We start from the raw sequence: 24,447 nt of genomic DNA, 5'->3' as shown, positions 1-24,447 counted from the left end.
GAGGAGCGAACATGCAGCTGGCGATGGTGGGGCTCGGGCGGATGGGGGCCAATATCGTGCGGCGCCTCATGCGCGCAGGACACGAGTGCGTGGTCTACGACGTGAACGCGTCGGCGGTGGCGACGCTCGTCGCGGAGGGGGCGATCGGGGCCGACAGCTACGCGGACATCGCCGCCAAGCTGACGGCGCCGCGGGTGGTCTGGCTCATGGTGCCCGCCTCCCTCACCGGACAGGTCGTCGATGAGGTGGCGGCGGTGCTCGACGCCGGCGACGTCATCATCGACGGAGGCAACTCGAACTACCGCGACGACGTCCGCCGCGCGGCGGCATTGCGGGAGCGCGGCGTCGAGTTCGTCGACATCGGCACCAGCGGCGGGGTCTTCGGCCTCGAACGCGGCTACTGCCTGATGGTCGGCGGATCGGATGCCGCGGTGACGCGCATCGAGCCGATCCTGCGCACGATCGCCCCCGGCGTCGGCGACGTCGAGCGCACCCCGGGTCGTTCCGGCGACCTCGCCCCGGAGGAGCAGGGCTTCCTGCACTGCGGGCCGTCCGGGGCCGGCCACTTCGTGAAGATGGTGCACAACGGCATCGAGTACGGCATCATGGCCGCGATCGCCGAGGGTCTCAACCTGCTCGAGAACGCCGATGCCGGCATCCGCGAGGCCGAGCACTCCGCCGAGGTCGCGCCGCTGGAGGAGCCGGAGTACTACCAGTTCCCGATCGACACCGCCAAGGTCGCCGAGCTCTGGCGGCGCGGATCGGTCGTGTCGTCGTGGCTGCTCGATCTCACCGCGGCCGCCCTGCACGCGAACCCCCGGCTCGACGGTCTCGCCGGCCGCGTCTCGGACTCCGGGGAGGGGCGCTGGACCGTCAAGGCCGCGGTCGACGTCGGCGTGCCGGTACCGGTGCTCGCGGCATCCCTCTTCGAGCGCTTCGCCTCGCGCGACGAGGATCGCTTCGCGAACCAGGTCCTCTCGGCCATGCGGTTGCAGTTCGGTGGGCACCAGGAACGTCCGGCTGGAGACGTGCTGGAGGCAGGAGGACGCAATGTCGACGCAGGCTGAGCGCAGGGCGCCGAGGAAGCCGGATGCTGCGGCGAAGCCGCAGACCGTCGCCTATCCCGGGGGCAACTCCCACGCGCGCAAGGAGGGGCCTGAGGCCGCGCCGCACGTGATAGTGCTGTTCGGCGCGACCGGAGACCTCGCCAGGCGCAAGCTCCTGTCGGGGATCGGTTTCCTCGCCGTATCGGGGTTCACCGGCGGCATCCGTGTCGTCGGCACCTCGCTGGACGAGCTCGATGACGACGAGTTCCGCACTTTCGCCCGCGAGTCCATCGACGCCGTCGGCGCGCGCAAGCTCACCGACGAGCAGTGGGAGCAGTTCGCGCCGCTGCTGTCGTACGTCCCCACCGGGGCGGGACCCGCAGCGCTGGCCGCCAAGGTCGCAGCGGCCGAGGAGCAGCTGGGCAAGGGCGTGCGGCGGCTGCACTACCTCAGCGTGCCGCCGAGGGCCGCAGGGGCGGTCATCGACACCATCGAGCAGGCGAAGCTGGTGGCGCACTCGCGGGTCATCATGGAGAAGCCCTTCGGCGAGGATCTGGAAACAGCCGTCGCCCTGAACGCCGAGATCCACCGCACCTTCCAGGAGCGACAGATCTTCCGGATCGACCACTTCCTGGGGAAGGAAGCGGCGCAGAACATCCTCGCGTTTCGGTTCGCGAACGGTCTGTTCGAGCCGATCTGGAACCGCAACTTCATCGACCACATCCAGATCGACGTGCCGGAAGCGCTCGGTCTCGATGCCAGGGCGGCGTTCTACGAGCCGACGGGTGCCTACAAGGACATGGTCGTGACGCACCTGCTGCAGGTGCTCGCGTTCGTGGCGATGGAGCCGCCGACGGCGCTCGAGCCGCGGGCGATCTCCGAGGAGAAGAACAAGGTCTTCCGCTCCCTGGAGCCGATCCTGCCGGAGGATGCCGTGCGCGGCCAGTACTCGGGCTACCGCAACGAGCCGGGCGTGAACCCCGACTCCGACACGGAGACGTTCATCGCGCTGCGCGCGCGTATCGACAACTGGCGCTGGGCCGGGGTGCCGTTCTATCTGCGCACCGGCAAGCGCATGGCCGAGGGCATGCGGATCATCTCGATCGCCTTCAAGGAGGCGCCGAAGTCGATGTTCCCGGCGAACTCGGGAATCGGGGCGGCAGGCCCTGATCACCTGACCTTCGACCTGGCGGACGAGTCGAAGGTGTCGCTGTCGTTCTACGGCAAGCGGCCAGGGCCCGGAATGCGGCTGGAGAAGCTGTCGATGCAGTTCTCCACCGAGGGGACGGAGCGCGCCTCCGATGTGCTGGAGGCGTACGAGCGGCTGATCCTCGACGCGATGCGCGGTGACCACACGCTGTTCACGACCGCCGAGGGCATCGAGTCGCTGTGGGAACGCTCGGCCCCGCTGCTGGAGAACCCGCCTGCCGTGAAGATGTACGCTCCTGGCACCTGGGGGCCGAACGCGATCCATCAGCTCATCGCCCCGAACGCCTGGCGGCTGCCCTTCGAGCGCACCTGGAGGCCGTAGCCGCTGCGGCATCCGCCCTGCCGTCACGAGACCGGCGCGTGAGGAACCCCGCCCCGAATCTGAATACTTGACTCGCTACGGGTTTCGCGCGAGACTCTCATCGAAACGGGCCACATCGTCGTGGCGCCGCAGACCCGATGGAGCGTGTGCATGTCTGAGCAGTCCGTGGCGAGCTGGGATTCGGCAGCGACCGAGGAGCGCGTCGAGAGCTACCTCGCCGAGATGACACTGGAGGACAAGGTGGCCTTCGTCACCGGCGACCTCGACTGGAACTACGGGTTCTTCTCCCGTGGCAACGAGCGGCTCGGCCTGCCGAACGTGCAGATGGCCGACGGCCCCGCGGGCGTCCGCATCAACAAGGGCGACGTGCACGAGGGCAAGGCCACGCAGCTTCCCGCCCCCATCGCGCTCGCCGCGACGTGGGACCGGGAGCTCGCCACCGAGTACGGCACGGTCATCGGCGTCGAGTGCCGTGCGACCGACCACAACGTCTCTCTCGGCCCGGCCGTCGACATCGCCCGCGTACCGCTCGGCGGACGTACTTTCGAGTCCTTCGGGGAGGACCCGCTGCTGCAGTCCTGGATCGGGGTCGCGGTGGTGCACGGCATCCAGGCTCAGGGCGTGCAGGCGTGCGCCAAGCACTACGCGATCAACAACCAGGAGGATCACCGCTGGAGCATCGACGCCGTGATCGACGAGCGCACCCTGCGCGAGCTGTATCTGCCGTCGTTCGAGGCTCTGATCCGCGACGGCGAGGTCGCCTCGATGATGGGCTCGTTCAACCGCGTGAACGGCGAGTTCGCGTGCGAGAACCCGACGCTGCTGCGCGACATCCTGCGCGATGACCTCGGCTTCCGCGGCTGGATCATGAGCGATTACGGCGCCAATCACTCCACGGCGCCCGCAGCGAACGCTGGTCTTGACCAGGAGCAGCCCAATGAGGGCTTCTGGGGATCGCAGCTGCTCGCTGCGGTGCAGGCCGGTGAGGTCGCCGAAGCGGTCATCGACGAGAAGGTGCGCAACATCCTTCGGCCGCTGATCGGTCTCGGGCAGTTGGAGAACCCGGTGGGCATCACGGATTTCGACGAGGACGCTCACCACGAGGTCGCGCAGCGCATCGCCGAGAGCAGCATGGTGCTGCTGCGCAATGACGGCCTGTTGCCCCTGGCCGGTGTGCGCACGGTGGCTCTGATCGGCCCGGATGTCGACGCCGTGAGCGCCCAGGGCGGTGGCAGCTCGCAGGTGCGCGGCACCAGGGAGGTTTCGCCGGCAGACGGCCTGCGGCGCGCGCTCGGCGATGACGTCGAGATCACGGTCGTGCACGGCAGCGACCCGGTGACGCCCGGCGCGCTGCTGCCGGGGCCGGACGCCATCGGATCGGGCTTCTTCCGCACCCAGGACGGCGAGGTGGGGCTGCGTGCCGAGTACTGGACGAACACCGACTTCGGGGGCGACCCCTTCCTGGTCCGCACCGAAGGCCAGATCGAGCTCATGCTCGGCTTCCACAACTTCCCCGGCTTCAACGCCGCATCGCAGCGCTTCACGCGGCTGCCCGGCGAGCTCAACGGGCAGATGTCGTTGCGCTACTCCGGCACGTTCACCGTGCCGGTCACGGGCGACTACACGCTCGCCGTGACCTCGCTCGGCACCTACACCTTCACCCTCGACGGTCAGGTGATCGCCCGCACCGGAGCGGATGCCGCCGAGGCGCCGCTCGTGGTGGATCCCGTGGTGGATCCTGTGGTGATCGACCACGCCGGCGGCGAGGCCGCGGACGGCGGCGAGGCCGCGGACTCCGCCCCCGTGGCGGAGACCCCGTACGGCACGGGCGGCGACGGCAGCGACGGGATCCTGTCGGTCGACGAGGTCACGGTGCAGCTGCAGGCGGGGCGCGAGTACCGGTTGCAGCTGGACTATCAGGCGAACGACCCCTCGCAGGGGTTCCAGCTCGGCGCCAAGCTGCGACTCGGGTGGGTGCCGCCGGCCGGGGTGGTCGCGCCGTCGGTCGCGCAGGCGGCCGAGGCCGCCGCAGCATCCGATGTCGCGATCGTGGTCGTGCGCTCCTACGAGGCCGAGGCCGATGACAGGCCTGGTCTCAACCTGCCCGCAGGGCAGGACGACCTGATCCGCGCGGTGATCGCGGCGAACCCGCGCACCGTCGTCGTGCTGATGACGGGCGCGCCGGTCGACGTGACGCGCTGGGGCGGTGAGCCCGCAGCCCTGCTGCAGGCCTGGTTCGCCGGTCAGGCGCAGGGCGATGCGCTGGCCCGCGTGCTCACGGGCGCCGTCGAGCCCGCAGGGCGCCTGCCGCTCACGCTGCCCCTGTCGCTCGACCAGACGCCGGCCGCGCAGGCTCGCACCTACCCTGGTGTCGACGGTCGGGTCTTCTACGACGAGGGCGTCTTCGTCGGCTACCGCGGCTTCGACGCCCACGAGCTGGTCCCCGCGTATCCGTTCGGCCACGGCCTCGGCTACACGAGCTGGGAGTTCGAGGATCTCGTCGTCGAAGGCGGAGAGGGGGCGGATGCCGGCACCGCCGCGGTCACCGTGCGCAACGTCGGCGGACGGGCCGGATCGACCGTCGTGCAGGTGTATGCGGGCGATGTGCAGGCGCCGGTGCCGATGCCGCCGCAGCAGCTCGCCGGATTCGCGAGGGTGCATCTCGAGCCCGGCGCGTCCGAGCGCGTCCGCGTGCCGATCCCGCGGCGCTCGGTCTCGTACTTCGACGTGGACAGCCACGACTGGGTCGCCGCGACCGGCGTGGCGGAGGTGCGCGTCGGCGTCTCGTCGCGCGACATCCGCGCGGTGGGAACGCTCGAACTGTAGCCCCCGGCCGGGCCGGGTTCTCGCCCGGCCCGGCATCCGCTCCGAAGCTGTGCTCTCCCAGTGGCGGCGGGTGTCAGGACGCCGTATGCGTGGGCACTCCGTCGACCAGGGTCAGCAGCACGCGAGCGTGCAGAAGCTCCTCCGGCGTGGACGCGAGCGGATCGCGGTCGACCACGACGAGATCGGCGGGCGCGCCGACGACGAGCGCTCCGCCGTCGGAGCCGACCGACCGGTGCGCGTGGGTGGTGTAGCCCTCGATCGCCTCGGTCGCGGTGAGCTGCTGCTCCGCACCGATGGTGGGCGAATCCGACACGGACACCCGGCGGCGCAGCCGAGCATCCGCCATGATCTCCCACGGGTCGAACGACGCCACCGGCCAGTCTGAGCCGAGCGCCAGCGTCGCCCCGCTGCGCCGAACGTCGGCCGTGCGCCAGGCGTACGCGGCGCGCTGCGGCCCCAGCCGGCGCGACCAGTCGTCGCCGCCGTCGCCGCGGATGTGGTGGGTGCAGTGCGTCGGCTGCATGCTGGCCATGATGCCGCTTCGCCCGATCAGGGCGATCACGTCGTCATCGACCGTCTCGATGTGCTCGATGCGGTGCGGCACGCCTGTGGCGGGCAGGGCGGCGAGGGTCTCGGCGGCGAAGCGGATGCCGCGGTCGCCGATCGCATGCGTGGCCGTGGGCACGCCCGCCTGGTGGAACTGCCTGATGCGCGCGGCGTAGGCCTCGGCGGGCACCCAGGTCGACGACAGCCCCTCTCCTTCGGAGTCAGGGCTCGACAGCCACGCCGTGCCTCCCTCGACGGTGCCGTCGATGAAGAACTTCACGCCTTCGATGCGATAGCGCCGGCCGCCCCGACCCTGCAGCGCGATGAGCTCGGCGACTTCGGCATCCGTCGTCTGCGGGGTGACCCAGGGCGAGATCCGCAGTCGCACCGGAAGGTCCCCGGAGGCCTCGATCGCCGCGAGCAGGTCGAGGGCGTCGTCGTCCTGCAGGTCCATGACGTGCGCTGACGTGATGCCGACGGCCGCCATGTCGCTCAGCAACCGGCTCAGCTGCGCCACGCGATCGTCGAAGCCGTGGGCTGGCAGCGTCTTCTCGACGATCTCCATGGTCGGGAACTCGATCAGATGGCCGGTGAGGTTGCCCTCGGCGTCGCCTGCGGCGCCCGAGCCGTCGGGGTGGGTGATGGGCGCGTCGATGCCGGCGCGGGAGAGAGCGGATGCCGAGGCGATCGCCGAGTGGGCGTCGAACATCTTGATGTAGGCGGGACGGTCGGCGCCCAGCACCTCGTGCAGCACGGCGTTGCCGATCGTCCTGCCCTCGAACGCGGTGGGATCCAGGCCCCAGGCGAGGAACCACTCCTCGCCCTCCTGTTCTGCGCGTCCGCGTTCGATCGCTGCGCGCAGCTCGGCGTAGGTGTGCACGCCGGTGAGGGAGAGACCGCGCACGATTCCCAGGCTGTAGATCGGGTGGCTGTGCGCGTCGACCAAGCCGGGAATGATCGTCGCCTCGTCGTGTGCGATCACCCGGGTCGCGGGGGCGGCGAGAGGGAGCACGTCGCCCCGGGGGCCGATCGCGGTGATCCGCCCGGCGGTGATGGCGACGGCATCCGCTTGGTCCGGTGTCTCGGGAGCGAGCGTCCGCACCCGCCGGCCGACGACGATCGTGTCGACCACGGTCACTCCTTCAGGTCGAGGGTTGGCGTCGGGCGGCTGAAGAGGCGCGTGACGATGAGCAGCAGCACGAATCCGATGGCGAGCCAGGACAGGCCGACGATGAAGGTCATTCCGGACAGGTTCGTCCACAGCCAGATCGTGAGGGCGAAGCCGATGCCGGGGAGCACGAGGTTGTTCACGACACTCCATCCGCTGCGCTCTGCGCGGTCGACGAAGTAGTGCTTGATCGTCGACAGGTTCACGCACGAGAAGGCGATCAGGGCACCGAAGCTGATCATGTTCGACAGCGTCAGCAGGTCGCCGAATAGTGCGTACAGCGAGACGACCGACACGACGAGGATCGGCACGACCGGTGTGCCGAAGCGCTTGTTCAGGTGGCCGAAGATCGCGCGGGGCAGCACGCCGTCGCGGCCCATCGCGAACAGGATGCGCGCCACAGAGGCTTGAGATGTGAGGGCGGACCCGAGGCCGCCGGCGATGAAGCCCGCGATGAACAGCGTCGAGATCCACTGCTGGCCGAAGGAGGCGACGACTTCGAGGCTCGCAGTGTCGGCGGATTCGAAGGCGTTCGACGGGTAGGCGACCTGGGCGAGATAGGTGAGCAGGATGAACACCAGGCCGGCGCTGACGGTGACGATCATGATCGCGAGGGGGACGGTGCGACGGGAGTCTTCGGCCTCTTCGGCCAGTGTGGACACCGAGTCGAACCCGAGGAACGACAGGCACAGGATCGCTGCTCCCTGGAACAGCGGAATGAAGCCGTCGACTGTGCCGTTGCCGGTGAACGGCAGCAGCGGGTCGACGCCCTGCCCGCTGGCGGCACCGATCGACAGCGCGATGAATGCGACGATGAAGATGGTCTGCACCGCGATGATGACGAAGTTCGCGCGGGCGACCGAGACGATGCCGACGATGTTCAGCACGCTGACCAGGGCGATCGCCCCGACGATCCAGATCCACGTGGGGACACCGGGGAACGAGGCACCCATGTACAGCCCGATGATGAGGTAGTTGATCATCGGCAGGAACAGATAGTCGAGCAGCAGCGCCCAACCGGCGAGGAAGCCCAGTGCGCCGCCGAAGGTCTGCTGCGTGTACACGTAGGCGGAGCCGGAGTAGGGATAGGCGATCGACATCCGCGCGTAGGAGCGGGCCGTGAACACCATCGCGACGAGCGTGATGATGTAGGTTGCGGCCACGCGTCCGCCGGTGAGCTGGGTGACGATGCCGTAGGTGGTGAACGCGGTGAGCGGCACCATGTAGACGAGGCCGAACAGCACGAGCGACGGCACGCCGAGCACGCGCTTGAAGCGCCCCTCGGTGACCTGGGCCGTGAGCTCGGTCGGTGGGACCAGGGAATCTTCGGGCTGGGACATGTGCGCTCCTGAGCTATGGGGAGGGGGGTGGCGTCGTCGTCACGGATGCACCGGCTCGGGGTCGGCGTGCTGACAGGGTAGCGATATCGATAAAGCACACGCAAGAGGCAATTGACGCGGAGGCGCCGCAGGGGTCAGCGCGCGCCGAGACTGGAGGCGCGACGCTGCACGGTGACCGGCACGATCTCGATGAGAGGGGCGGCTGCGCCTGCGGCATCCGTGTCCATCACCGCGAGGGCTGCACGAACGCAGCGACGCCCGAACTCGCGCGCGTGCAGGTCGATCGCGGTGATCGACGGCTGCGTGAGCGAGAGCACTTCGGAGTCGACCAGCGCCGCGACCAGCAGGTCGTCGCCGACCCTTCGCCCCAGCTGCTGCGCGCTGGTCACGACGCTGAGCACCGTGCCGTCGGAGACGGCGACGATCGCGTCGGCCGGCTCGTCGCCGTGGTCGGCGACGAGCTCCGACACGGCGGCGTGGATGAGCGCGGGGGGAGCCGGATGCGCGATCTCGGAGATCCGAGGGCGGATGCCGTGCTCGGCGCACCATGACTCGAATGCCGCGCGTACGGTGAACGCCCAGTGGCCGCGGATCTCGGGGAACAGCATCGCCGGCCGGCGGGTACCGCGCTCGAGGAGATGATCCATGAGCTCGCGCACCGCATCCGCGTGTGCGCTGGTGACCGAAGCCCGCGGCTCTGGGAGCCCGGCGGGCACCGGTTCGCCGGTGATGACCGGAAGACGACCGGCGAGCAGGGTGCGCGCGACGGGGTCCTCGGGGTCGGGGTCGAGCAGGATGACGGCGTCGGCCGGAACCTGGTCGGCGGCCTCAGGGCGCTGCGCGGTCGGCAGCATGATGACGGTCATCGACGCCGCGTTCGCCTCCTCGACGATCCCGAAGGTCGCCTCCATGTAGTACGACATCGTGGTGGTGTAGGGCGGCATCCGCAGCGCGAGCATGCCGGTGCGAGAACCCTTGAGGTGCCGGGCGACGGAGTTCGGCCGGTAGCCCAGCTCATCGGCGACCTCGCGCACACGGCGGCGCATCTCGTCGGAGACGCGACCGCGCCCGGTGATCGCGAACGACGCTGTCGAGCGGGACACGCCGAGCCGATCGGCGATGTCCTGCAGTGTCACCGCACGCTCGGGTCGCATGGTTCGAATGTACCCCGCGGTCCGGCGCGCTCGTCGTGCCGGCATCCGCTCCTCAACCCCGCTGCGTGCGACGGGCGGGACTCAGCCGGGCGGGACTCAGCCGAAGAGCAGGGCGAGGACCGTCGCGCCGCCGCCGCCGAGGATGAGGGCGACGATGACGGTCCAGGCGACGATGCGCACGCGGCGGTTGCGGCGGACGTCGAGGTCGCCGTAATCGTCGTCGTCGGTCATGCGCTCGCTGCCTCTGCGACGGTGGGGCCGAAGGCTGCGGGCAGGGTTGCCTGGGAGCGCTCGCGCAGATCGGCGACCGGTACGGTGAAGACGTCTTGCACCTCAAGCTGCGGCTCGCTGTCGGTCACGCCGATGCGCAGCACCGGGTAGCCTCGGCCCTCGCAGAGCCCGCGGAACTTCACGTCGTCCTCGCGCGGAACGGTCACGATCACGCGGCCGGTCGACTCGGAGAACAGAGCGGATGCCGCATCCACACCGTCACGCTCGATGATCTCGTTCAGCCACACGCGGGCGCCGACGCCGAAGCGGGAGACGCCCTCGGCGAGCGCCTGCGCGAGGCCGCCCTCCGAGAGGTCGTGCGCCGAGGAGATCAGCCACTCGTCACGGGCGGCGGACAGCAGCCCGGCGAGACGCTTCTCACCGGCGAGGTCGACCCTCGGCGGCCGGCCGCCGAGGTGCTGGTGCACGACCTCGGCCCAGGCGGATCCGGAGAGCTCGGTGGAGGTGGTGCCGAGGAGGTAGATGTTCTGACCAACGTCCTGCCACCCAGACGGGATGCGCCGGGAGACGTCGTCGATGATGCCGAGCACGCCGACCAGGGGTGTCGGGTGGATCGGCACGTCGCCGGTCTGGTTGTAGAACGAGACGTTGCCGCCGGTGACCGGGGTGCCCAGCTCGAAGCATCCGTCTGCCAGGCCGTCGACCGTCTGGCCGAACTGCCACATGACCTCGGGGTTCTCGGGCGAGCCGAAGTTCAGGCAGTCGGTGATCGCTGTGGGCACGGCGCCGGTGACGGCGACGTTGCGGTAGGCCTCGGCCAGCGCGAGCTGCGCGCCCGCGTACGGGTCGAGCTGGCAGTAACGGCCGTTGGCGTCCGTCGAGATCGCGAAGCCCAGGCCCGACTCCTCGTCGACGCGGATCATGCCGGCGTCGTCGGGGAAGCTGAGGGCGGTGTTGCCGAGTACGTAGTAGTCGTACTGGTTGGTGATCCAGCGTGTGTCGGCGAGGTTCGGGGAGGCGATGAGGCTGAGGAACTGCTCCTTGAGCGCATCGGGGTCGCTCGAGCGGGGGAGGTTCTCCGCGGCATCCGCCTGCAGCGCGTCGATCCACGTCGGGTAGGCGACAGGACGGTCGTAGACCGGGCCGTCGACGGCGACGGTCGACGGGTCGACGTCGACGATGCGCTCGCCCTGCCAGTCGATGACGAGGCGGCCGTCGCCGGTGACCTCGCCGAGGACCGAGGTCTCGACGTCCCACTTGCCGACGACGGCGAGGAACGCGTCGAGCTTCTCGGGCGCGACGATCGCCATCATGCGCTCCTGCGACTCCGACATGAGGATCTCCTCAGCGGTCAGGGTGGGGTCGCGCAGCAGCACGTTGTCGAGCGAGACGTGCATGCCGCTGTTGCCGTTGGCGGCGAGCTCGCTGGTGGCGCAGGAGATGCCGGCGGCGCCGAGGTCCTGGATCGCCTCGACGAGCTCGTCGCGGTAGAGCTCGAGGCAGCACTCGATGAGCACCTTCTCGGCGAAGGGGTCGCCGACCTGCACGGCGGGACGCTTGGTGGGTCCGCCGTCGGCGAAGGTGTCGGAGGCGAGGATGCTGGCGCCGCCGATGCCGTCGCCGCCCGTGCGCGCGCCGAAGAGGACGACCTTGTTGCCGACGCCGGTGGCGTTGGCGAGCTTGAGGTCCTCGTGGCGGAGCACGCCGACCGCGAGCGCGTTGACGAGGGGGTTCGCCTGGTAGACGGCGTCGAACACCGTCTCGCCGCCGATGTTCGGCAGGCCCAGGCAGTTGCCGTAGAAGCTGATGCCGCTGGTCACGCCGTGCACGACGCGGGCGGTGTCGGGGTGGTCGATCGCGCCGAAGCGGAGGGCGTCCATCACGGCCACAGGGCGGGCGCCCATCGAGATGATGTCGCGGACGATGCCGCCGACGCCGGTCGCAGCACCCTGGAACGGCTCGATGAACGAGGGGTGGTTGTGCGACTCGGCCTTGAAGGTGACCGCCCAGCCCTCGCCGACGTCGATGACGCCCGCGTTCTGGCCCATGCCCACCATGAGGCGCTCTTTCATCTCGTCGGAGACCTTCTGGCCGAACCGGCGCAGGTAGTTCTTGGACGACTTGTAGGAGCAGTGCTCCGACCACATCACCGAGTACATCGCCAGCTCGCCCGAGGTGGGGCGTCGGCCGAGGATCTCGCGGATCTTCGCGTACTCGTCGTCCTTGAGGCCGAGGGCCGCGTACGGCTGCTCCTTCTCGGGCGTCGCGATCGCGTTCTCGACGGAGTCGGGGACGTGCGAGGTGGGGGTGTTCGGGGCGGTCACGCGCACTCCAAGATCGGGGCCAGGCGGGGCTGATCCAGTCTACCGGGGGGATGCCGGGGTGCTGGTCCTGGTGTCGGTATCTGCCGGGTGCTTATCCCAGCAGTCCTCGCACGTCTTCGGCAGTGAGGGTGCCCGGTGTGAACTCGCCTTCTCCGTCGAGTACGCGCGCGAAGAGTTCTGCTTTCGATTCGCGCAGCGCGATCACCTTCTGCTCGATGGTGTCTTTCGCCACGAGCCGGTAGACGATCACCGGACGCGTCTGCCCGATACGGTGAGCACGATCGATCGCCTGGGCCTCGACTGCGGGGTTCCACCAGGGGTCGAGCAGCACGACATAGTCGGCTTCGACGAGGTTGAGGCCGACCCCTCCGGCGTGAAGGGAGACGAAAAACACCGGCTCCGTCCCCTCGCGGAACCGCGAGATCACGGCCGGACGATTCGTGGTTTTCCCGTCGAGATACTGCGAGGGGATGCCGGCTGCGCTGATGTGGTCGCGGGCGGCGCCGAGGAACTGGGTGAACTGGCTGAGAACGAGGACCCGGTGGCCCTCTTCCGCGGCCTCGACGATGAGTTCTTCCAGAGCCTCGAGTTTCGCGGATGGGGCTTCGCCCTCATCGACGAGGCTCGGATCGAGGGCGAGCTGGCGCAGTAGCATGAGCGAACGGAAGATTTGGAACCGGTTCGCTTCGACGTCATCGACGAGACCGAGCACCTTCTGTCTCTCGCGCTGGAATCGCACATCGTAGAGGCGGCGATGCTTCGGGTGCAGCTCGATGGAGAGCACCTGCTCTTGCTTGGGCGGCAGCTCTGTGGCGACGAGCTCTTTCGTGCGCCGCAGCAGGAATGGCCGAAGGCGCCTCTGCAAAAGCGCCAGGCGATCCGCGTCTTTCAGTTTCTCGATCGGCTTGCGGTAGAACTCGGTGAACTTCTTCTGGCTGCCCAGCAATCCAGGCGCAGCAAGAGCCGCGAGCGCCCAGAGTTCGCCGAGGTTGTTCTCCAGCGGCGTGCCGGTGATCACCAGACAGAACGGCGCGCCCAGGTCTCGGGCGGCGCGGTAGCCGTGTGAGGCCGCATTCTTGATCCTCTGTGCTTCGTCGAGGATCAGCCCAGACCATTCGAGGGCGCGATACTGTTCGGCTTCGCTGCGGAACAGCGTGTAACTGGTGATGACGACGTGCGCTCCGGCGACAGCATCCGCCAATCGTTCTCCGCGTCGGCTCTCCATCGCGGTGATTATGGCGATCTTCAGCTCGGGTGCGAAGCGTGCGCACTCGCTCGCCCAGTTCGCGACGACGCTGGTGGGGGCGACGACGAGGAAGGGTTTCATGTCGGGGTTCTCGACGCGCGCCGTTTCGAGCATCGCGATGGTCTGCAGGGTCTTGCCCAGCCCCATATCGTCGGCGAGGATGCCGCCGAGCCCGTGTGTGCGTAAGAAATGCAGCCACGAGAAGCCGAGCTGTTGATAGTCGCGCAGGGTCGCTTGCAGCGTCGACGGCGGGTCGACGGGCGAGACGCCTTCGCCGTCGGCGAGGCTCTGCACCGCAAGCCACCACTCGGCTTCGCGTGCGGCGACGACGCCGAGCTCGGCGAGGTCGTTCCACAGGTCGAGCTGGCTGCGGTTCACGCGAATGGAGTCACTCTGGGCGACAGGTCGGTCGCCGAGTGCTCGCGCCTCTTCGATGATCTCGCGCAGCTTCTGGAACTCGGGGCCGTCGAGGGGAAAGTATGTGCCGCTGGGCAGGACGAAGATCGGGTCATCGAGGGAGAGCGCCGTGAACAGGTCGGCGAAGTCGACGGGTTCTTCGTCGACCGTGACGGTGAAGTGCAGGTCGAACCAGTCTCCGGAGTGTCCGAGCTCAGCGCTGACGAGAGCGTTCTCGCGCGCTGCTCGGTACTCGGGCGGCGCTGACTGCTCGATGATCTCGATGTCGTCGAGTTCTCGGATTTTCGGAAGAATCTCGGTCACGAACAGCACGCTCGCGGCAGCGCCGAGGATGCGATCGGCCGGGATGTCGTGTGCCGTCGGCGCATTCGGAAGTTCCGCGAGAAGGGCGTTCACCTCTTCGGTCACTGCGTGCTCGTGCCCAGCATCCGCTATTCCCGATGGGCGTCGCCACTGCCACGACAGGTGCAATTGCGGGTCGGCATAGTGGAGCGTCAAGGTGAGGACATTGCGCGGCGGCTCGGGGAGGTCGTATGAGCCGTCGGGTGAGATGAGGGTCGTGCCCGCTTGGATTCGGGGGAGGAACTCGGCCTCGAAGCTGGCGATGTCGGATGCTGGGATTGTGAGAGCTGCCTCGCGCTGGAGCAGGTGCGAGGTGACGCGATCGATCTCATGACCTACGCGCGCCAGGGATATCAGCTCGCCGGGCGCGCCTGCGTCGATGACTCGCGCTCGTACCGCATGAGGTTCGCCGAGCCAGATCGTCTGGCTGCCGTCGGGAGCAGGTGGGTCGGAGGTGGTGGCAGCCAGACGCAACGAAGAGCCGTGGCGCGCGAGCGTGACCGAGACGTTGATGGGGGTGTCTTCGAAGACGAGCGGATGCTGGTGTTTTCCCGTCGAGACGATCGGAATGCCGCTGTCGCGGATCCGGATCAGCGTGGCCCAGAGATCTTCGCCGGGCAGATTGCCGAGGGGGATCCACTCCGGGTCGTAGTACCAGTGCTCCTGGGTCGACTCCCACAGGCGTTGCAGCCGGTTCACAGCTGATGCTTGCCTCGGGGTTGCCTGGTGAAACGGCGGGTTCCGCCAGGATGTGTTCCCTTTGATCCAGAGGCCGCGGGACCCAAGAATGCCGGGGCGAATGCCGATGTAGCGTGAGCGTGGGGCGCCGTAGGAGTACCGGCTCCGCGTGGGATCGACGAGCGTGATGAACAGGCACGACTCGGGGGCAGGAGTGCTCGTGGGCAGGAGCGGCGCGAGCTCCTTGTGCCAGCTTGGTACGGGTTTCGCGTCTGCGGAGAACGCGAGCAGCACTCCGGCGGCGAGGTGTGCGCATCGACTGGCGCCGCAACTGCACATGATGTCGGTGGTGCCGTCGGCATTGATCGCGAGGTTGACGTCGTGGATCGAACGGTCCGTGAGGACTGTGTAGTTGAACTCGCGCACCCCGGTGTCGGCGAGCTCGGAGAAAAGCTGGACATCACCAGCAGAGATGAGCTTCATGGCAGCGCCGACGGCGGATGCCGGGAACTCACGGTTGGCGAGTTCGAGGGCCTTGTGGCCGAAGTGCATGGCGCTCTCCTGGGTCGGTGCGAATGAGGACTCTATGAGGCTAAGAGACGCCTCCGACATCGCGCCGTGGCCGGGGTGTTGAGGGGCCAGGCCGCGGGGTTCCCGGTTTGTATCCTGCAGGGGTTTGCAGAGAATGCAGTGAGTTTCGGGCGGATTCATCGTGCAGGAGGCCGATTTCACTGCAGGATGCTGGTGGCATGGGGCCCCTCACCGCGCCCTCCGGAGCGGGGTTCTATGCAAACCCACGACTTGAGCATTGCAAAACTACGAGTTGGATGCTGCGAACCTACGAGTTGAGATCTATGATGAGGGATCATGGCCGCGCTGCTTCCCCGTCATTCCGCATCCTTCGCCCAAGAGGCGCTGCGCACCTTTCCTGCCATCGTGATCCAGGGCGCCCGACAGGTCGGCAAGAGTACGTTCGCGGAGCAGATCGTTGCAGCAGGTGCCAGGCTGATAACTCTTGACGATGCCACGACCCGAGCCGTGGCATCGGAATCTCCGGAAGCGCTGATCGAGCAGGCGTCGGATGCGACCCTCGTCATCGATGAGCTGCAGCGGGCGCCTGAACTGCTACTCGCCATCAAAGCATCCATCGATCGCGATCGTCGTCCTGGGCGCTTCGTGCTCACCGGTTCCAGCAATCTTCTGCGGCTGTCGCGGACGCCTGACAGTCTGGCAGGGCGTGCCATCACCGTCGGGCTGCGCGGGTTCAGCCAGGGGGAATGGGCGAGTACTCCCGAAGATTTCGTGGCGAAGCTGGTCGACGGTGTCGATGCGGGACGCGTCGAGAGCGGCGTCGATCGAGCCGGATACATCGAACGCATCGCGCGAGGCGGCTACCCCGAGGCGGGGCGGCTTACAGGACGGATGCGGGCCAGCTGGTTCGACAGTTACGTCGAGCGGCTCCTGGAACGAGACGTCGCCGACATCGCGCCGCGAGTCGACCCGGGGCGCATCGCGGTGGTGCTTCGGCTGCTCGCCGCCAGCCAGGCCGGCGAGCTCGTGAAGGCGCGCGTCGCACGCGATGCTGATGTTCCTGAGACATCGGTGTCGGCGTACATCGATCTGCTGGAGACGATGTACCTCGTCGAGAGGCTGCGGCCGTGGACACCGAACCTCACGAGCCGTGAGGCGGGAAAGCCGAAGATGATCGTGAATGACCCGGGGCTGGCGCTCAGAGTCGGGCGCATCTCGGAGCAGCAGCTCAGCGCACTCGGAAGCCCGCATCTCGGTGCCGCCGTCGAGGGGTTCGTGGTGTCGGAGCTGTTCAAGCAGCGCGGGTGGAGTCGCGAGGAATACGACCTCTTCCACTTCCGCGACCGGACCGGGATCGAAGTTGACATCATCGTGGAGCTTCGCGACGGATCGGTGATCGCCCTTGAAGTGAAGTCGGGCTCGACCCTGAAGCAGGAGCACTTCAGAGGGCTGAAGTTCTTGCGCGACAAGCTGGGCGATCGCTTTCTCGGCGGTTACGTTCTCAACACAGCCTCGACAGGAACGCGCTTCGGCGACCGCCTCGCCGCGTTGCCGATCTCGGCGTTGTGGGAGCTGTGAGGGGGGCTCGGTCACGCAGCGTAGACCGCGCGTGTGCCGATTGCGCCTGGTTGCTCAGCTCAGCAGCATCCGAAGCCAGTCTCGTAGCCCGGGATCGCAGACGTACACGTACGTGCCGCGCCTGCCGCGGGTGAGCAGCACGCCATGACGACGGGTCAGTTGGTGAGGCTCTCGTCGTCGGTGTCGAGAGCGTCGCGGTGGAACGGAAAACGGCGGATGCTCACGGGGCTGCCCGCTTGTTGATCTCGCCCTGGTTCGACTCGATCGGGTAGCGCCGCTCGGTCTTCGCGAGTTTGCGCATCACGATCTCGTCGAGGTCGACCCCCAGCCTGTTCGCGAGGTGGACGCAGTAGGTGACGACGTCGGCGAGCTCGTCTTCGATGTGCTCGCGCTGCTTCGGGCTCTGGCTCCGGTTCTCGCCCCACTGGTAGCACTCGAGGAGTTCGGATGCTTCGATCGCGATGCTCTTGGCGAGGTTCTCCGGCGTGTGGAACTGATCCCAGTCGCGGGCGGCGACGAAGGCACGGAGGGCTTCCTCGGTATCGCGGGAGAGGGGCATGGGAGGGAGAGTACTACGTTGGATTCGCGTGCGGGAGTGTGATGATCCCGATGACGCGGCGGTAGGCATCAGCGTGACCGTCCGTGGCCCGAATTAGCGCCGCGGTGTCGCCGCACCGAGGCTATGTCCCTGGCCCCACGTACGATGAACCCGTGACAGAAATTCGAGCTCAGCGCCTCACGGTCGTCGAAGCGTGCGCCGGCGCGGGGGGCCAGTCGCTTGGCCTTCACAAAGCCGGGTTCGCGCACGCGCTCGCCATCGAGATCGATGACACGGCGGCGGACACGCTCCGTTCAAACTTGGGAATTGACGTCGCCGTCGGCGACGTCGCCAGCGAGGACGTATGGGTCCCGGGCGATTACGAAGGCGTGGACCTCTTCGCCGGGGGCGTACCGTGTCCGCCGTTCTCAGCAGCCGGTAAACAGCTTGGCACATCCGACGAACGTGACCTGTTCGCGTGGGCAATCGAGCAGGTGGCAATCATCCGACCGAAGGCTGTCATGCTCGAGAACGTTCGCGGGTTGTCCGCCCCGCGGTTCGCTGCGTATCGTCAGCGCGTAATCGACAGGCTTGATGCGCTGGGTTACGTCGGCGAGTGGCGGCTGCTACATGCAGCTGATTTCGGCGTGCCCCAGCTTCGGCCGCGCTTTGTCCTCGTCGCGATGCCCGTAGAAGATATGCGTTACTTTCACTGGCCGGAGCCGGGGCAGCGGCCGCGTGTGACTGTCGGTGACGCTCTTTACGACTACATGGCGGCGGATGGCTGGCGATACGCCGATGCATGGCGTGACCTCGCCGACGATATCGGCCCTACACTCGTCGGCGGGAGCAAGAAGCACGGCGGCGCGGACCTCGGTCCGACCCGGGCTAAGGCAGGGTGGGCGCGCTTGAACATCGATGGCCGTGGAATCGCCGACGCCGCCCCGAATCGGAAGTCGGTGTCGTTCCGGACAGCGCCGCCGAGGTTGACGATCGAGATGGCTGCCCGGATCCAGGGATGGGAGCCTGGCGATCGGTACGCATTCTCGGGGAGAAAGACGTCGCAGTATCGGCAGATCGGAAACGCCTTTCCCCCGCCCGTCGCGCAAGCGATCGGCGAGAGTATCCGCAACGCGCTGACGCGCGAGGGAACGCCGCGGTCCGAGGCACCCGGAACCCTGGACGTCCATGATCCGGTTTATCGGGCTCTCGCGCGCACTGACCGGGCGCTGAGTCTTGATGAACTCGTGGAGGCGTTCAACGAAGGAAGCGTCGCTGCGGTTGAACAGCGGCTGGCGGCATTGCAGCGGGATTTTGAACTGCACACCATCGACGTTGACGGGGTCCGGCGATATCTTCTCGGTGAGTTCAAGGGCTTCACCGGGCAAGCGGATCACTGGCGCCATGAGGTTGTCGCGGCTCATCGAAACCGAGTGAGCTAGTTCTCGATGTCGTGAACCTGCTTACGTGGGCCGAGAGGGCTGCACTAAGTATCGGAGGATCAGTGAGTCATCTGGCTCTGTTGTCACAGGCTCGCGCCGAGTTCCATCGCGAGCTCATTGCAGACCGCACGTTGGTTGTCGATGCCAAAGGCATCGCTTCGAACGCTGATTCCGGACAGCGCTTTTCTCGCGAGGCTGCATTGGCCGTGGCGACTGCACTCGGCGCAACCATCGGCGGCGTGAAGTTGGACGGGCAGCGCGCGGGGAGTCAGTTCGAGGGCTCAGTACGGTCATTCGTCGCCCGCACCCTCCCGTTGTTCGACATGCTGCGGCCAGGGCGATGGGTGGTCGAGAACGTGGGCGGCTCGAGACGGGAGTATCACCTTGCGAGGTATGAACCATACCGGCATCTCGATGAACTCGCTCAGATGGTGGACGCGAGCCCGACCCTCGCCGCCGTGCTCGGCAATGCCTACGATGTGTCGCCGGACGTTACCGTCATTCGATTACCGGTTCCGGATGCTGAAATCAACGCCACGAGGCCTCTCGTCGACAAACAGTTTGGAACGCTCGCCCCGATCCGACAGGCGAATCAACCTCATGGAATAGTTCACGCTGTGATTTCCTGCAAGTGGACGCTTCGCTCGGACCGAGCGCAGAATGCTCGTACTGAGGCGCTAGGCGTGCTCCGTAATCGTAAGGGGAGGGCGCCGCACATTGCCGTTGTGACTGGGGAGCCTTCGCCTTCACGAATTGCATCGCTTGCGCTCGGAACCGGTGACGTCGACACGGTCTATCACTTTGCATTACCGGAGTTGGTCAAAGCGACGGCTCAGCTCGACAACGATGAGGCGCAGATGACTCTTGACACTCTGATCAATGGCAAGCGTCTGCGAGACATCGCCGATCTGCCGCTGGACCTCGCAGTGTAGTTGAGCACGCCCGCCGGGAGAGCGGAGTCGGTTCCGAGCGTGCCCAGAATTCGGGCCCCGTCTACTGCTCCACCCCGTCAGAGACCACCAGCACACTCGTCAGTGGAATCTCACTCCGCCACCGTTGCGGAAGCTTGTCGTAGTTCTCCAGCACCATCGTGACGATGTCCTCGCCGGTGAGCAGTCGCAGGCCGGAGCGCTGCCGCTCGATGGCGAGGGCCTCGCGAGTGTATGAACCGAGGGTCACGAAGAGTGAGAGTTCTCCCTGGCCCTGAGTGCCGATGAGCTGTTGAACCTCGGGTGCACCGATCGATCCCGTCTTGTGCTTGCACTGCACTTTGATGAGGGGCGGTTCGACGCCGAGCGCGTCGCGATGTGCGATGACATCCACACCGCCATCTTGTGAGTACTGCGTGACTCGCGCCTGATAGCCGAGTGCCCGCAGCAAGTCGGCGGTGAACTCCTCGAACTCTTCGTGCGCCAGGCGTTTGTGTAGCGCTTCGAGAACGAAGTCTCGCGTGTGCCGTTCGATACGAGACGCCCGGGGTTCGTCATCCGTGTCGTCGTCCTCGAAGAGCGATTCGGACACCTTTTCGACAGCCTCCGAGACCTGCTCAAGGGATCCGCCGCCTTCGAGCGCAGCGAGGAACTCGTCAGGATGATTGCGGATGCCGAAGACTGCCAGCACCGAGCCGATCTCGTAGAGCGCCGACTGTGTGAAGACGGTCCGCGGGAGCCCCACCTGCTTCCACTCCACCCGCCGTCGATGCCGGTGCGTCGGCGCCTCCGCGTCGAAGTAGTAGTCGCTGGTGACGATACCGAGGTTGATCGTCGAGGTCGGCTTGAACGGCGCAACGATCACATCACCCACTCGGATCTCGTCTCGGAACCGCGCGAGCACGCCTGCCTGGCCCGCGATCGAGCGCCACTTGGCGTCGGGCTGGAACGCGCTCAGCGCAGTTTTCAGGCCCTCTCTGTCACCCGAGATCTCCGACAACGGCCCGAGATCGTCCCACCCGATGCTGATGAAGCCGTCATCCGTCAATTCGCTCGTGAGCTTGTTGTTGTGTACGCCCCACACGCTCATGCCGATTTCCCCTCGCTCCTGGGCGTGAAGACGGTCCACGCCCTCGTCCATCATGGCGCAGACCGCAGACCAGCACTCGGGCCGCCAGGCATCCGCCCCCTCACACCCCCGCGGCGTCCATGCGCTTGATCAGCGTCGTTCGCCGCCTGAACCTCTCCCGCCACTCGGCGAGGTACGCGTCGGCCATCTCGGGCACCCCGGCGAGAGCGGCTGCCTTGCGCAGCTCCTTCATGCGCTTCACCGCACCCGCGTACACCGCGGTGTTCGCCTCGACCAGGCGGTCATCGATCAGCTGCGCCATCACAGGCAGCACGGCGACAGCATCCACCTTCGCGTAGCGCTTCACCAGCTCGTCCCACTGCTGCGGAAGCAACCCGCCGCCAGCGCCCCCGAGCGAGTCGAGAGCCTCGTTCCAGGCGCGCGTCACATCATCCGCATCGAGCAGGAACGCGACGAGCGTTCGCGGATTCTTCCGCATCAACGTCACGGCTTCTTCGCGCACGCCGTCGCCCGCGGCATCCATCCACGCCGACGCGTTGCCACCAGTCGGCCACCGGCGGAATACCTCGCCCGCTGCATCCGCCACCCCCGCAGGGTCGATGCGACCCAGCGACTCGACCCACAGCTCACCGCATTCCTGCTGTTGATGCGACCCGCCGTCGAGCGTCATGCCTTCCTTGGCGACGGATGCTGCCCGCTCCAAGAATCCGGCCTCGATCAGCGCCTTCGCGGCATCCGCTCGGAGATACGCCTTCGGCAGATCGCCACCATGCGTTCGGACGATCGCCTCCTCGTCTTCAGCCAGCACGGCCAGGCGCTGCAGGTTGTAGAGCACCGCCCGTCGAGCGTGCCGCTCGTCGTCCCATTCGAACTCGAGGTCGGGGCGACCATCGAACGGCAGGGTCAGCGCAGCCCGGCGCTTCTCGAGATGACGCTCGAACGTCTCGAGCCCCTTCTCGCCGAGCGCCTCTTCGTAGTCGGCGACGTCGATGTTGAAATACTCGCCGAGTTCGCCGAACTGCTGCGTCTGGATCCACTTCGTCAGCACGGCGGGCGCCGGCGGCGCTTTGGTGCACAGTTCGGCGTGCAGGACGAGCAGATCGCGGATGACGAGCTGGATCGCTCCCCCCGAATCGTCGGCCCGCATCAGCACGCGGAACGTGCTCGCGATCGCTTTCTGCACCGCGGGGATCACGTCGGCCGCACCGTAGTCCTCAGCCATATCGGCCAGCAGCCCCACGGCGTTCTCGGCCTCGAACGCGTACTCGTTGACGGCCCGCCCGTTCCACAGGTCGCGCCGCGTCGTGCGGAAGCTCGGGAGGACGTTCTGGATGTCGCGGGCGAGAGGCATGGGTTAAGAATGCCAGGGAGAGGGGCGTGGGTTGTGGAGCCCTTCGTCTCGCTGCGCTCGCTCAGGGACCGGGGGTGGCGCTGCGCGGTTCCTGAGCGAGGCGCGCAGCGACGAGACGAAGGGCGCTCAGGGACCGGAGGCCTTCGGTGTCCGCCCCTCCCGCTAGCATCCGAACATGGCCCGCATGATCCCTGCCCGCCCGCGCAGCGGGGCGAACAGCTCAGAGACGCGCATCTTCGACGCGTTCGCGGGTGCGACGGCATCCGCGTCGGAAGACTGGATCGTCCTGCACAGCCTCGAGGTCCGCCGTCACGCGGCGCAGTTCCAGGGCGAGGCCGATTTCGTCGTGCTGGTGCCGGGGCGCGGCATCGTCGTGATCGAGGCGAAGAGCCCCGAGTACGTCGAGTACAAAGACGGCGAGTGGCGGCTCGACCGCGTGCCGAACCCGGGCAAGAGCCCGTTCAGCCAGCTCGACGGCTCGATTCGCAGCATCCGCGGTTTCCTCAAGCAGCGCGAGGTGCTCACGGGTGCCGAGCCGATCGCGCGCCTCGTGTGGTTCACCTCCCTCGACCGGCACCTGTTCAAGAACGCCGCTCCCGGCGACATGCAGTTCTTCGAGTGGGAGCTCGCGTGGCGCGACGATCTGCAGCATCCGGTCAAGACGATCCAGAAACTGCTCGACGAGCACGACGCCTGGTACGCGGCGGTCGACGGCGTCGAGCACGACCCGGCGGTGATGACTGCGGAGCACACCGAGCAGATCGCGGCGACGCTGCTCGGCGATTTCGCCGGTGGACGCACGCTCGCCGATCGCAAGCTCGAACGCCTCGACGACGAGGGGAAGCTCCTCAAGGAGCAGCGGATGGTGCTCGATCTCGTCGATCAGAACGACCGCCTCTACTTCGACGGCCCGGCCGGCACCGGCAAGAGCTACCTGCTCACCCAGCTCGCCAAGCGCTGGCGCCTCGGCCACCGCACGCTCGTCGTCTGCTGGAACCTGCTCATGGCCGACGAACTGCGCCGTACCCTGCGCAACCACCGCGACATCGTCGTCGACGACCTCAACTCGCTCATGCTGCGTCTCGTCGGACTCGACGCAAATCCGACGGATGCTGGACCGGATTGGTACCGGAAGGAACTGCCTGAGCGCGCCTTTGCTGCGCTCAGCGCGAATCCGAAACTTGGGGAGTACGACGCGATCTGCGTCGACGAGTTCCAGGACATCGCTCCCTTTCCGGCCGTGCTCGACGTCCTGTTCGCGCTCGCCGCGTCGACCGGCGCGAAGCTCGCGTTCGCCGGTGACCCGCGGCAGCAGATCCTGCACCCCGTCGACGCCCAGGTCGACCCGTTCGCCGTCGCGAAGGAGCGGGTGCCCGACCTGGTGCACGTCGCCCTCGGTCGTGGTCTGCGGCAGGCGGCAGCACTGACGGCGGACATCGAGAAACTGCTGTCGCGGTCGTTCGGATACCGCGGGCACCACCTGAAGGCCGTCGGCGCACTGAACATCGCCTCGCCCGCCGATCCGTCGCATGCGCTGGCGGGCGCGCTGAAAGAGCTGCTCACGCATCACCAGGCGCACGACATCGTGATTCTCAGCCCGTTCGGCGCGCGCAACTCGCTCGTCGGCCGACTGCTCGCTGCCGAGCACTTCACCAAAGAGGAGCGCTGGCTGCGTGACCGGCTGCGCGTCGAGTCCGAGTTCGGGCCCGTCGACGCGCCGATGACGGATGCTGTCGCGGAGGTGTCTGCGGATGCTGCCGAGGTGAGGCCGTCCTCCGTTTCGCCGGCTGCGCCGACCTCGGCTAGGCCGACCCCGCCCCTGCCGAAGGCTCCGTCCGGACGGGTGCGCTGGGGATCGATCTTCAAGTACAAGGGACTCGACGCCGAAGCCGTCATCCTCACCGACATCGGCGACGACGCCATCGCCTTCGCGCAGAAGGAGGGGCTGTCGTGGTTCGACATCCTCTACGTCGGGCTCACCCGTGCCCGCTACCGCTGCGTTGTCGTGCCGAACTGACCGGGCCTGTCACATCCGGCATCCGTCCCCGCCGACGCCCCCGCTGGGCGGCGAGGGCCCCATTTGTGCGTCCCGTCTGCATGCCAGAATCCCGTCTGCATGCCGAGACGACCGGAACGGGC

At 67.4% G+C, this 24,447-nt stretch carries 16 protein-coding genes; 7 read left to right on the top strand and 9 right to left on the bottom strand.

Translation table 11 applies throughout. The annotated features are described in order from the left end of the window. Positions 1–11 precede the first annotated feature (11 nt). From gnd to QM568_RS08575, 3 genes are all read left to right on the top strand, one after another. The gene (gene gnd, locus QM568_RS08585) at positions 12–1,067 is read left to right on the top strand and encodes a phosphogluconate dehydrogenase (NAD(+)-dependent, decarboxylating) (protein WP_415137815.1); all 1,056 of its coding nucleotides are present in this window, start codon (positions 12–14) and stop codon (positions 1,065–1,067) included. Continuing rightward, the gene (gene zwf, locus QM568_RS08580) at positions 1,051–2,577 is read left to right on the top strand and encodes a glucose-6-phosphate dehydrogenase (RefSeq protein ID WP_415137813.1); all 1,527 of its coding nucleotides are present in this window, start codon (positions 1,051–1,053) and stop codon (positions 2,575–2,577) included. The genes gnd and zwf overlap by 17 nt, the downstream gene beginning before the upstream one ends. Before the next feature lie 150 nt (positions 2,578–2,727). Then, positions 2,728–5,403: a glycoside hydrolase family 3 protein gene (locus QM568_RS08575; protein ID WP_415137811.1), complete on the top strand. Its 2,676-nt coding sequence runs from the start codon at positions 2,728–2,730 to the stop codon at positions 5,401–5,403. 73 nt (positions 5,404–5,476) lie between these two features. On the opposite strand, the gene QM568_RS08570 is transcribed toward QM568_RS08575, so the two are convergent. From QM568_RS08570 to QM568_RS08545, 6 genes are all read right to left on the bottom strand, one after another. Then, a complete protein-coding gene (locus tag QM568_RS08570) occupies positions 5,477–7,081 on the bottom strand; it encodes an amidohydrolase (RefSeq protein ID WP_415137809.1) in 1,605 nt (534 codons plus the stop codon). A 2-nt stretch (positions 7,082–7,083) separates the two neighbouring features. Beyond that, positions 7,084–8,457, bottom strand: coding sequence for an APC family permease (locus tag QM568_RS08565; RefSeq protein WP_415137807.1), 1,374 nt, complete (start codon positions 8,455–8,457; stop codon positions 7,084–7,086). 134 nt (positions 8,458–8,591) lie between these two features. Continuing rightward, positions 8,592–9,611: a LacI family DNA-binding transcriptional regulator gene (locus QM568_RS08560; protein ID WP_415137805.1), complete on the bottom strand. Its 1,020-nt coding sequence runs from the start codon at positions 9,609–9,611 to the stop codon at positions 8,592–8,594. A gap of 96 nt (positions 9,612–9,707) precedes the next feature. Then, the gene (locus QM568_RS08555; protein WP_415137803.1) at positions 9,708–9,842 is read right to left on the bottom strand and encodes a hypothetical protein; all 135 of its coding nucleotides are present in this window, start codon (positions 9,840–9,842) and stop codon (positions 9,708–9,710) included. Beyond that, on the bottom strand, positions 9,839–12,166 hold the full coding sequence (gene purL / locus QM568_RS08550; protein WP_415137801.1) for a phosphoribosylformylglycinamidine synthase subunit PurL: 2,328 nt from the start codon (positions 12,164–12,166) through the stop codon (positions 9,839–9,841). Before purL ends, QM568_RS08555 begins: the two co-directional genes overlap by 4 nt. Positions 12,167–12,257: 91 nt before the next feature. Further along, a complete protein-coding gene (locus tag QM568_RS08545; RefSeq protein WP_415137799.1) occupies positions 12,258–15,401 on the bottom strand; it encodes a DEAD/DEAH box helicase in 3,144 nt (1,047 codons plus the stop codon). Between the two features lie 315 nt (positions 15,402–15,716). Between QM568_RS08545 and QM568_RS08540 the strand changes: the two genes are divergently transcribed. After that, a complete protein-coding gene (locus QM568_RS08540) occupies positions 15,717–16,958 on the top strand; it encodes an ATP-binding protein (RefSeq protein WP_415137797.1) in 1,242 nt (413 codons plus the stop codon). 220 nt (positions 16,959–17,178) lie between these two features. Here the strand turns inward: QM568_RS08540 and QM568_RS08535 are convergent, their stop codons facing one another. Beyond that, positions 17,179–17,517: a nucleotide pyrophosphohydrolase gene (locus QM568_RS08535; RefSeq protein WP_415137795.1), complete on the bottom strand. Its 339-nt coding sequence runs from the start codon at positions 17,515–17,517 to the stop codon at positions 17,179–17,181. Between the two features lie 152 nt (positions 17,518–17,669). On the opposite strand from QM568_RS08535, the gene QM568_RS08530 reads away from it, so the two are divergent. Continuing rightward, on the top strand, positions 17,670–18,938 hold the full coding sequence (locus QM568_RS08530; protein ID WP_415137793.1) for a DNA cytosine methyltransferase: 1,269 nt from the start codon (positions 17,670–17,672) through the stop codon (positions 18,936–18,938). A 62-nt stretch (positions 18,939–19,000) separates the two neighbouring features. Continuing rightward, positions 19,001–19,870, top strand: a complete 870-nt coding sequence (locus tag QM568_RS08525) for an NgoMIV family type II restriction endonuclease (RefSeq protein WP_415137791.1) — start codon at positions 19,001–19,003, stop codon at positions 19,868–19,870. Between the two features lie 61 nt (positions 19,871–19,931). Here the strand turns inward: QM568_RS08525 and QM568_RS08520 are convergent, their stop codons facing one another. Further along, on the bottom strand, positions 19,932–21,011 hold the full coding sequence (locus QM568_RS08520; protein ID WP_415137789.1) for a restriction endonuclease: 1,080 nt from the start codon (positions 21,009–21,011) through the stop codon (positions 19,932–19,934). A gap of 46 nt (positions 21,012–21,057) precedes the next feature. Next, the gene (locus QM568_RS08515) at positions 21,058–22,308 is read right to left on the bottom strand and encodes a hypothetical protein (protein WP_415137787.1); all 1,251 of its coding nucleotides are present in this window, start codon (positions 22,306–22,308) and stop codon (positions 21,058–21,060) included. A 175-nt stretch (positions 22,309–22,483) separates the two neighbouring features. On the opposite strand from QM568_RS08515, the gene QM568_RS08510 reads away from it, so the two are divergent. Continuing rightward, positions 22,484–24,325, top strand: a complete 1,842-nt coding sequence (locus QM568_RS08510; protein ID WP_415137785.1) for an NERD domain-containing protein — start codon at positions 22,484–22,486, stop codon at positions 24,323–24,325. Positions 24,326–24,447: the final 122 nt, after the last annotated feature.

The organism is Microbacterium sp. (assembly GCF_047607465.1).
Taxonomy (GTDB): Bacteria; Actinomycetota; Actinomycetes; order Actinomycetales; family Microbacteriaceae; genus Microbacterium.
This window is presented reverse-complemented; position numbering and strand designations above follow the sequence as displayed.

Excerpts from the sequence above, each read along its gene's own strand:
- gnd (WP_415137815.1), top strand. The coding sequence starts at position 12 with ATGCAGCTGGCGATGGTGGGGCTCGGGCGGATGGGGGCCAATATCGTG.
- zwf (WP_415137813.1), top strand. The coding sequence starts at position 1,051 with ATGTCGACGCAGGCTGAGCGCAGGGCGCCGAGGAAGCCGGATGCTGCG.
- QM568_RS08575 (WP_415137811.1), top strand. The coding sequence starts at position 2,728 with ATGTCTGAGCAGTCCGTGGCGAGCTGGGATTCGGCAGCGACCGAGGAG.
- QM568_RS08565 (WP_415137807.1), bottom strand. The coding sequence starts at position 8,457 with ATGTCCCAGCCCGAAGATTCCCTGGTCCCACCGACCGAGCTCACGGCC.
- QM568_RS08560 (WP_415137805.1), bottom strand. The coding sequence starts at position 9,611 with ATGCGACCCGAGCGTGCGGTGACACTGCAGGACATCGCCGATCGGCTC.
- QM568_RS08555 (WP_415137803.1), bottom strand. The coding sequence starts at position 9,842 with ATGACCGACGACGACGATTACGGCGACCTCGACGTCCGCCGCAACCGC.
- QM568_RS08545 (WP_415137799.1), bottom strand. The coding sequence starts at position 15,401 with ATGCACTTCGGCCACAAGGCCCTCGAACTCGCCAACCGTGAGTTCCCG.
- QM568_RS08540 (WP_415137797.1), top strand. The coding sequence starts at position 15,717 with ATGGCCGCGCTGCTTCCCCGTCATTCCGCATCCTTCGCCCAAGAGGCG.
- QM568_RS08535 (WP_415137795.1), bottom strand. The coding sequence starts at position 17,517 with ATGCCCCTCTCCCGCGATACCGAGGAAGCCCTCCGTGCCTTCGTCGCC.
- QM568_RS08520 (WP_415137789.1), bottom strand. The coding sequence starts at position 21,011 with ATGATGGACGAGGGCGTGGACCGTCTTCACGCCCAGGAGCGAGGGGAA.
- QM568_RS08515 (WP_415137787.1), bottom strand. The coding sequence starts at position 22,308 with ATGCCTCTCGCCCGCGACATCCAGAACGTCCTCCCGAGCTTCCGCACG.
- QM568_RS08510 (WP_415137785.1), top strand. The coding sequence starts at position 22,484 with ATGGCCCGCATGATCCCTGCCCGCCCGCGCAGCGGGGCGAACAGCTCA.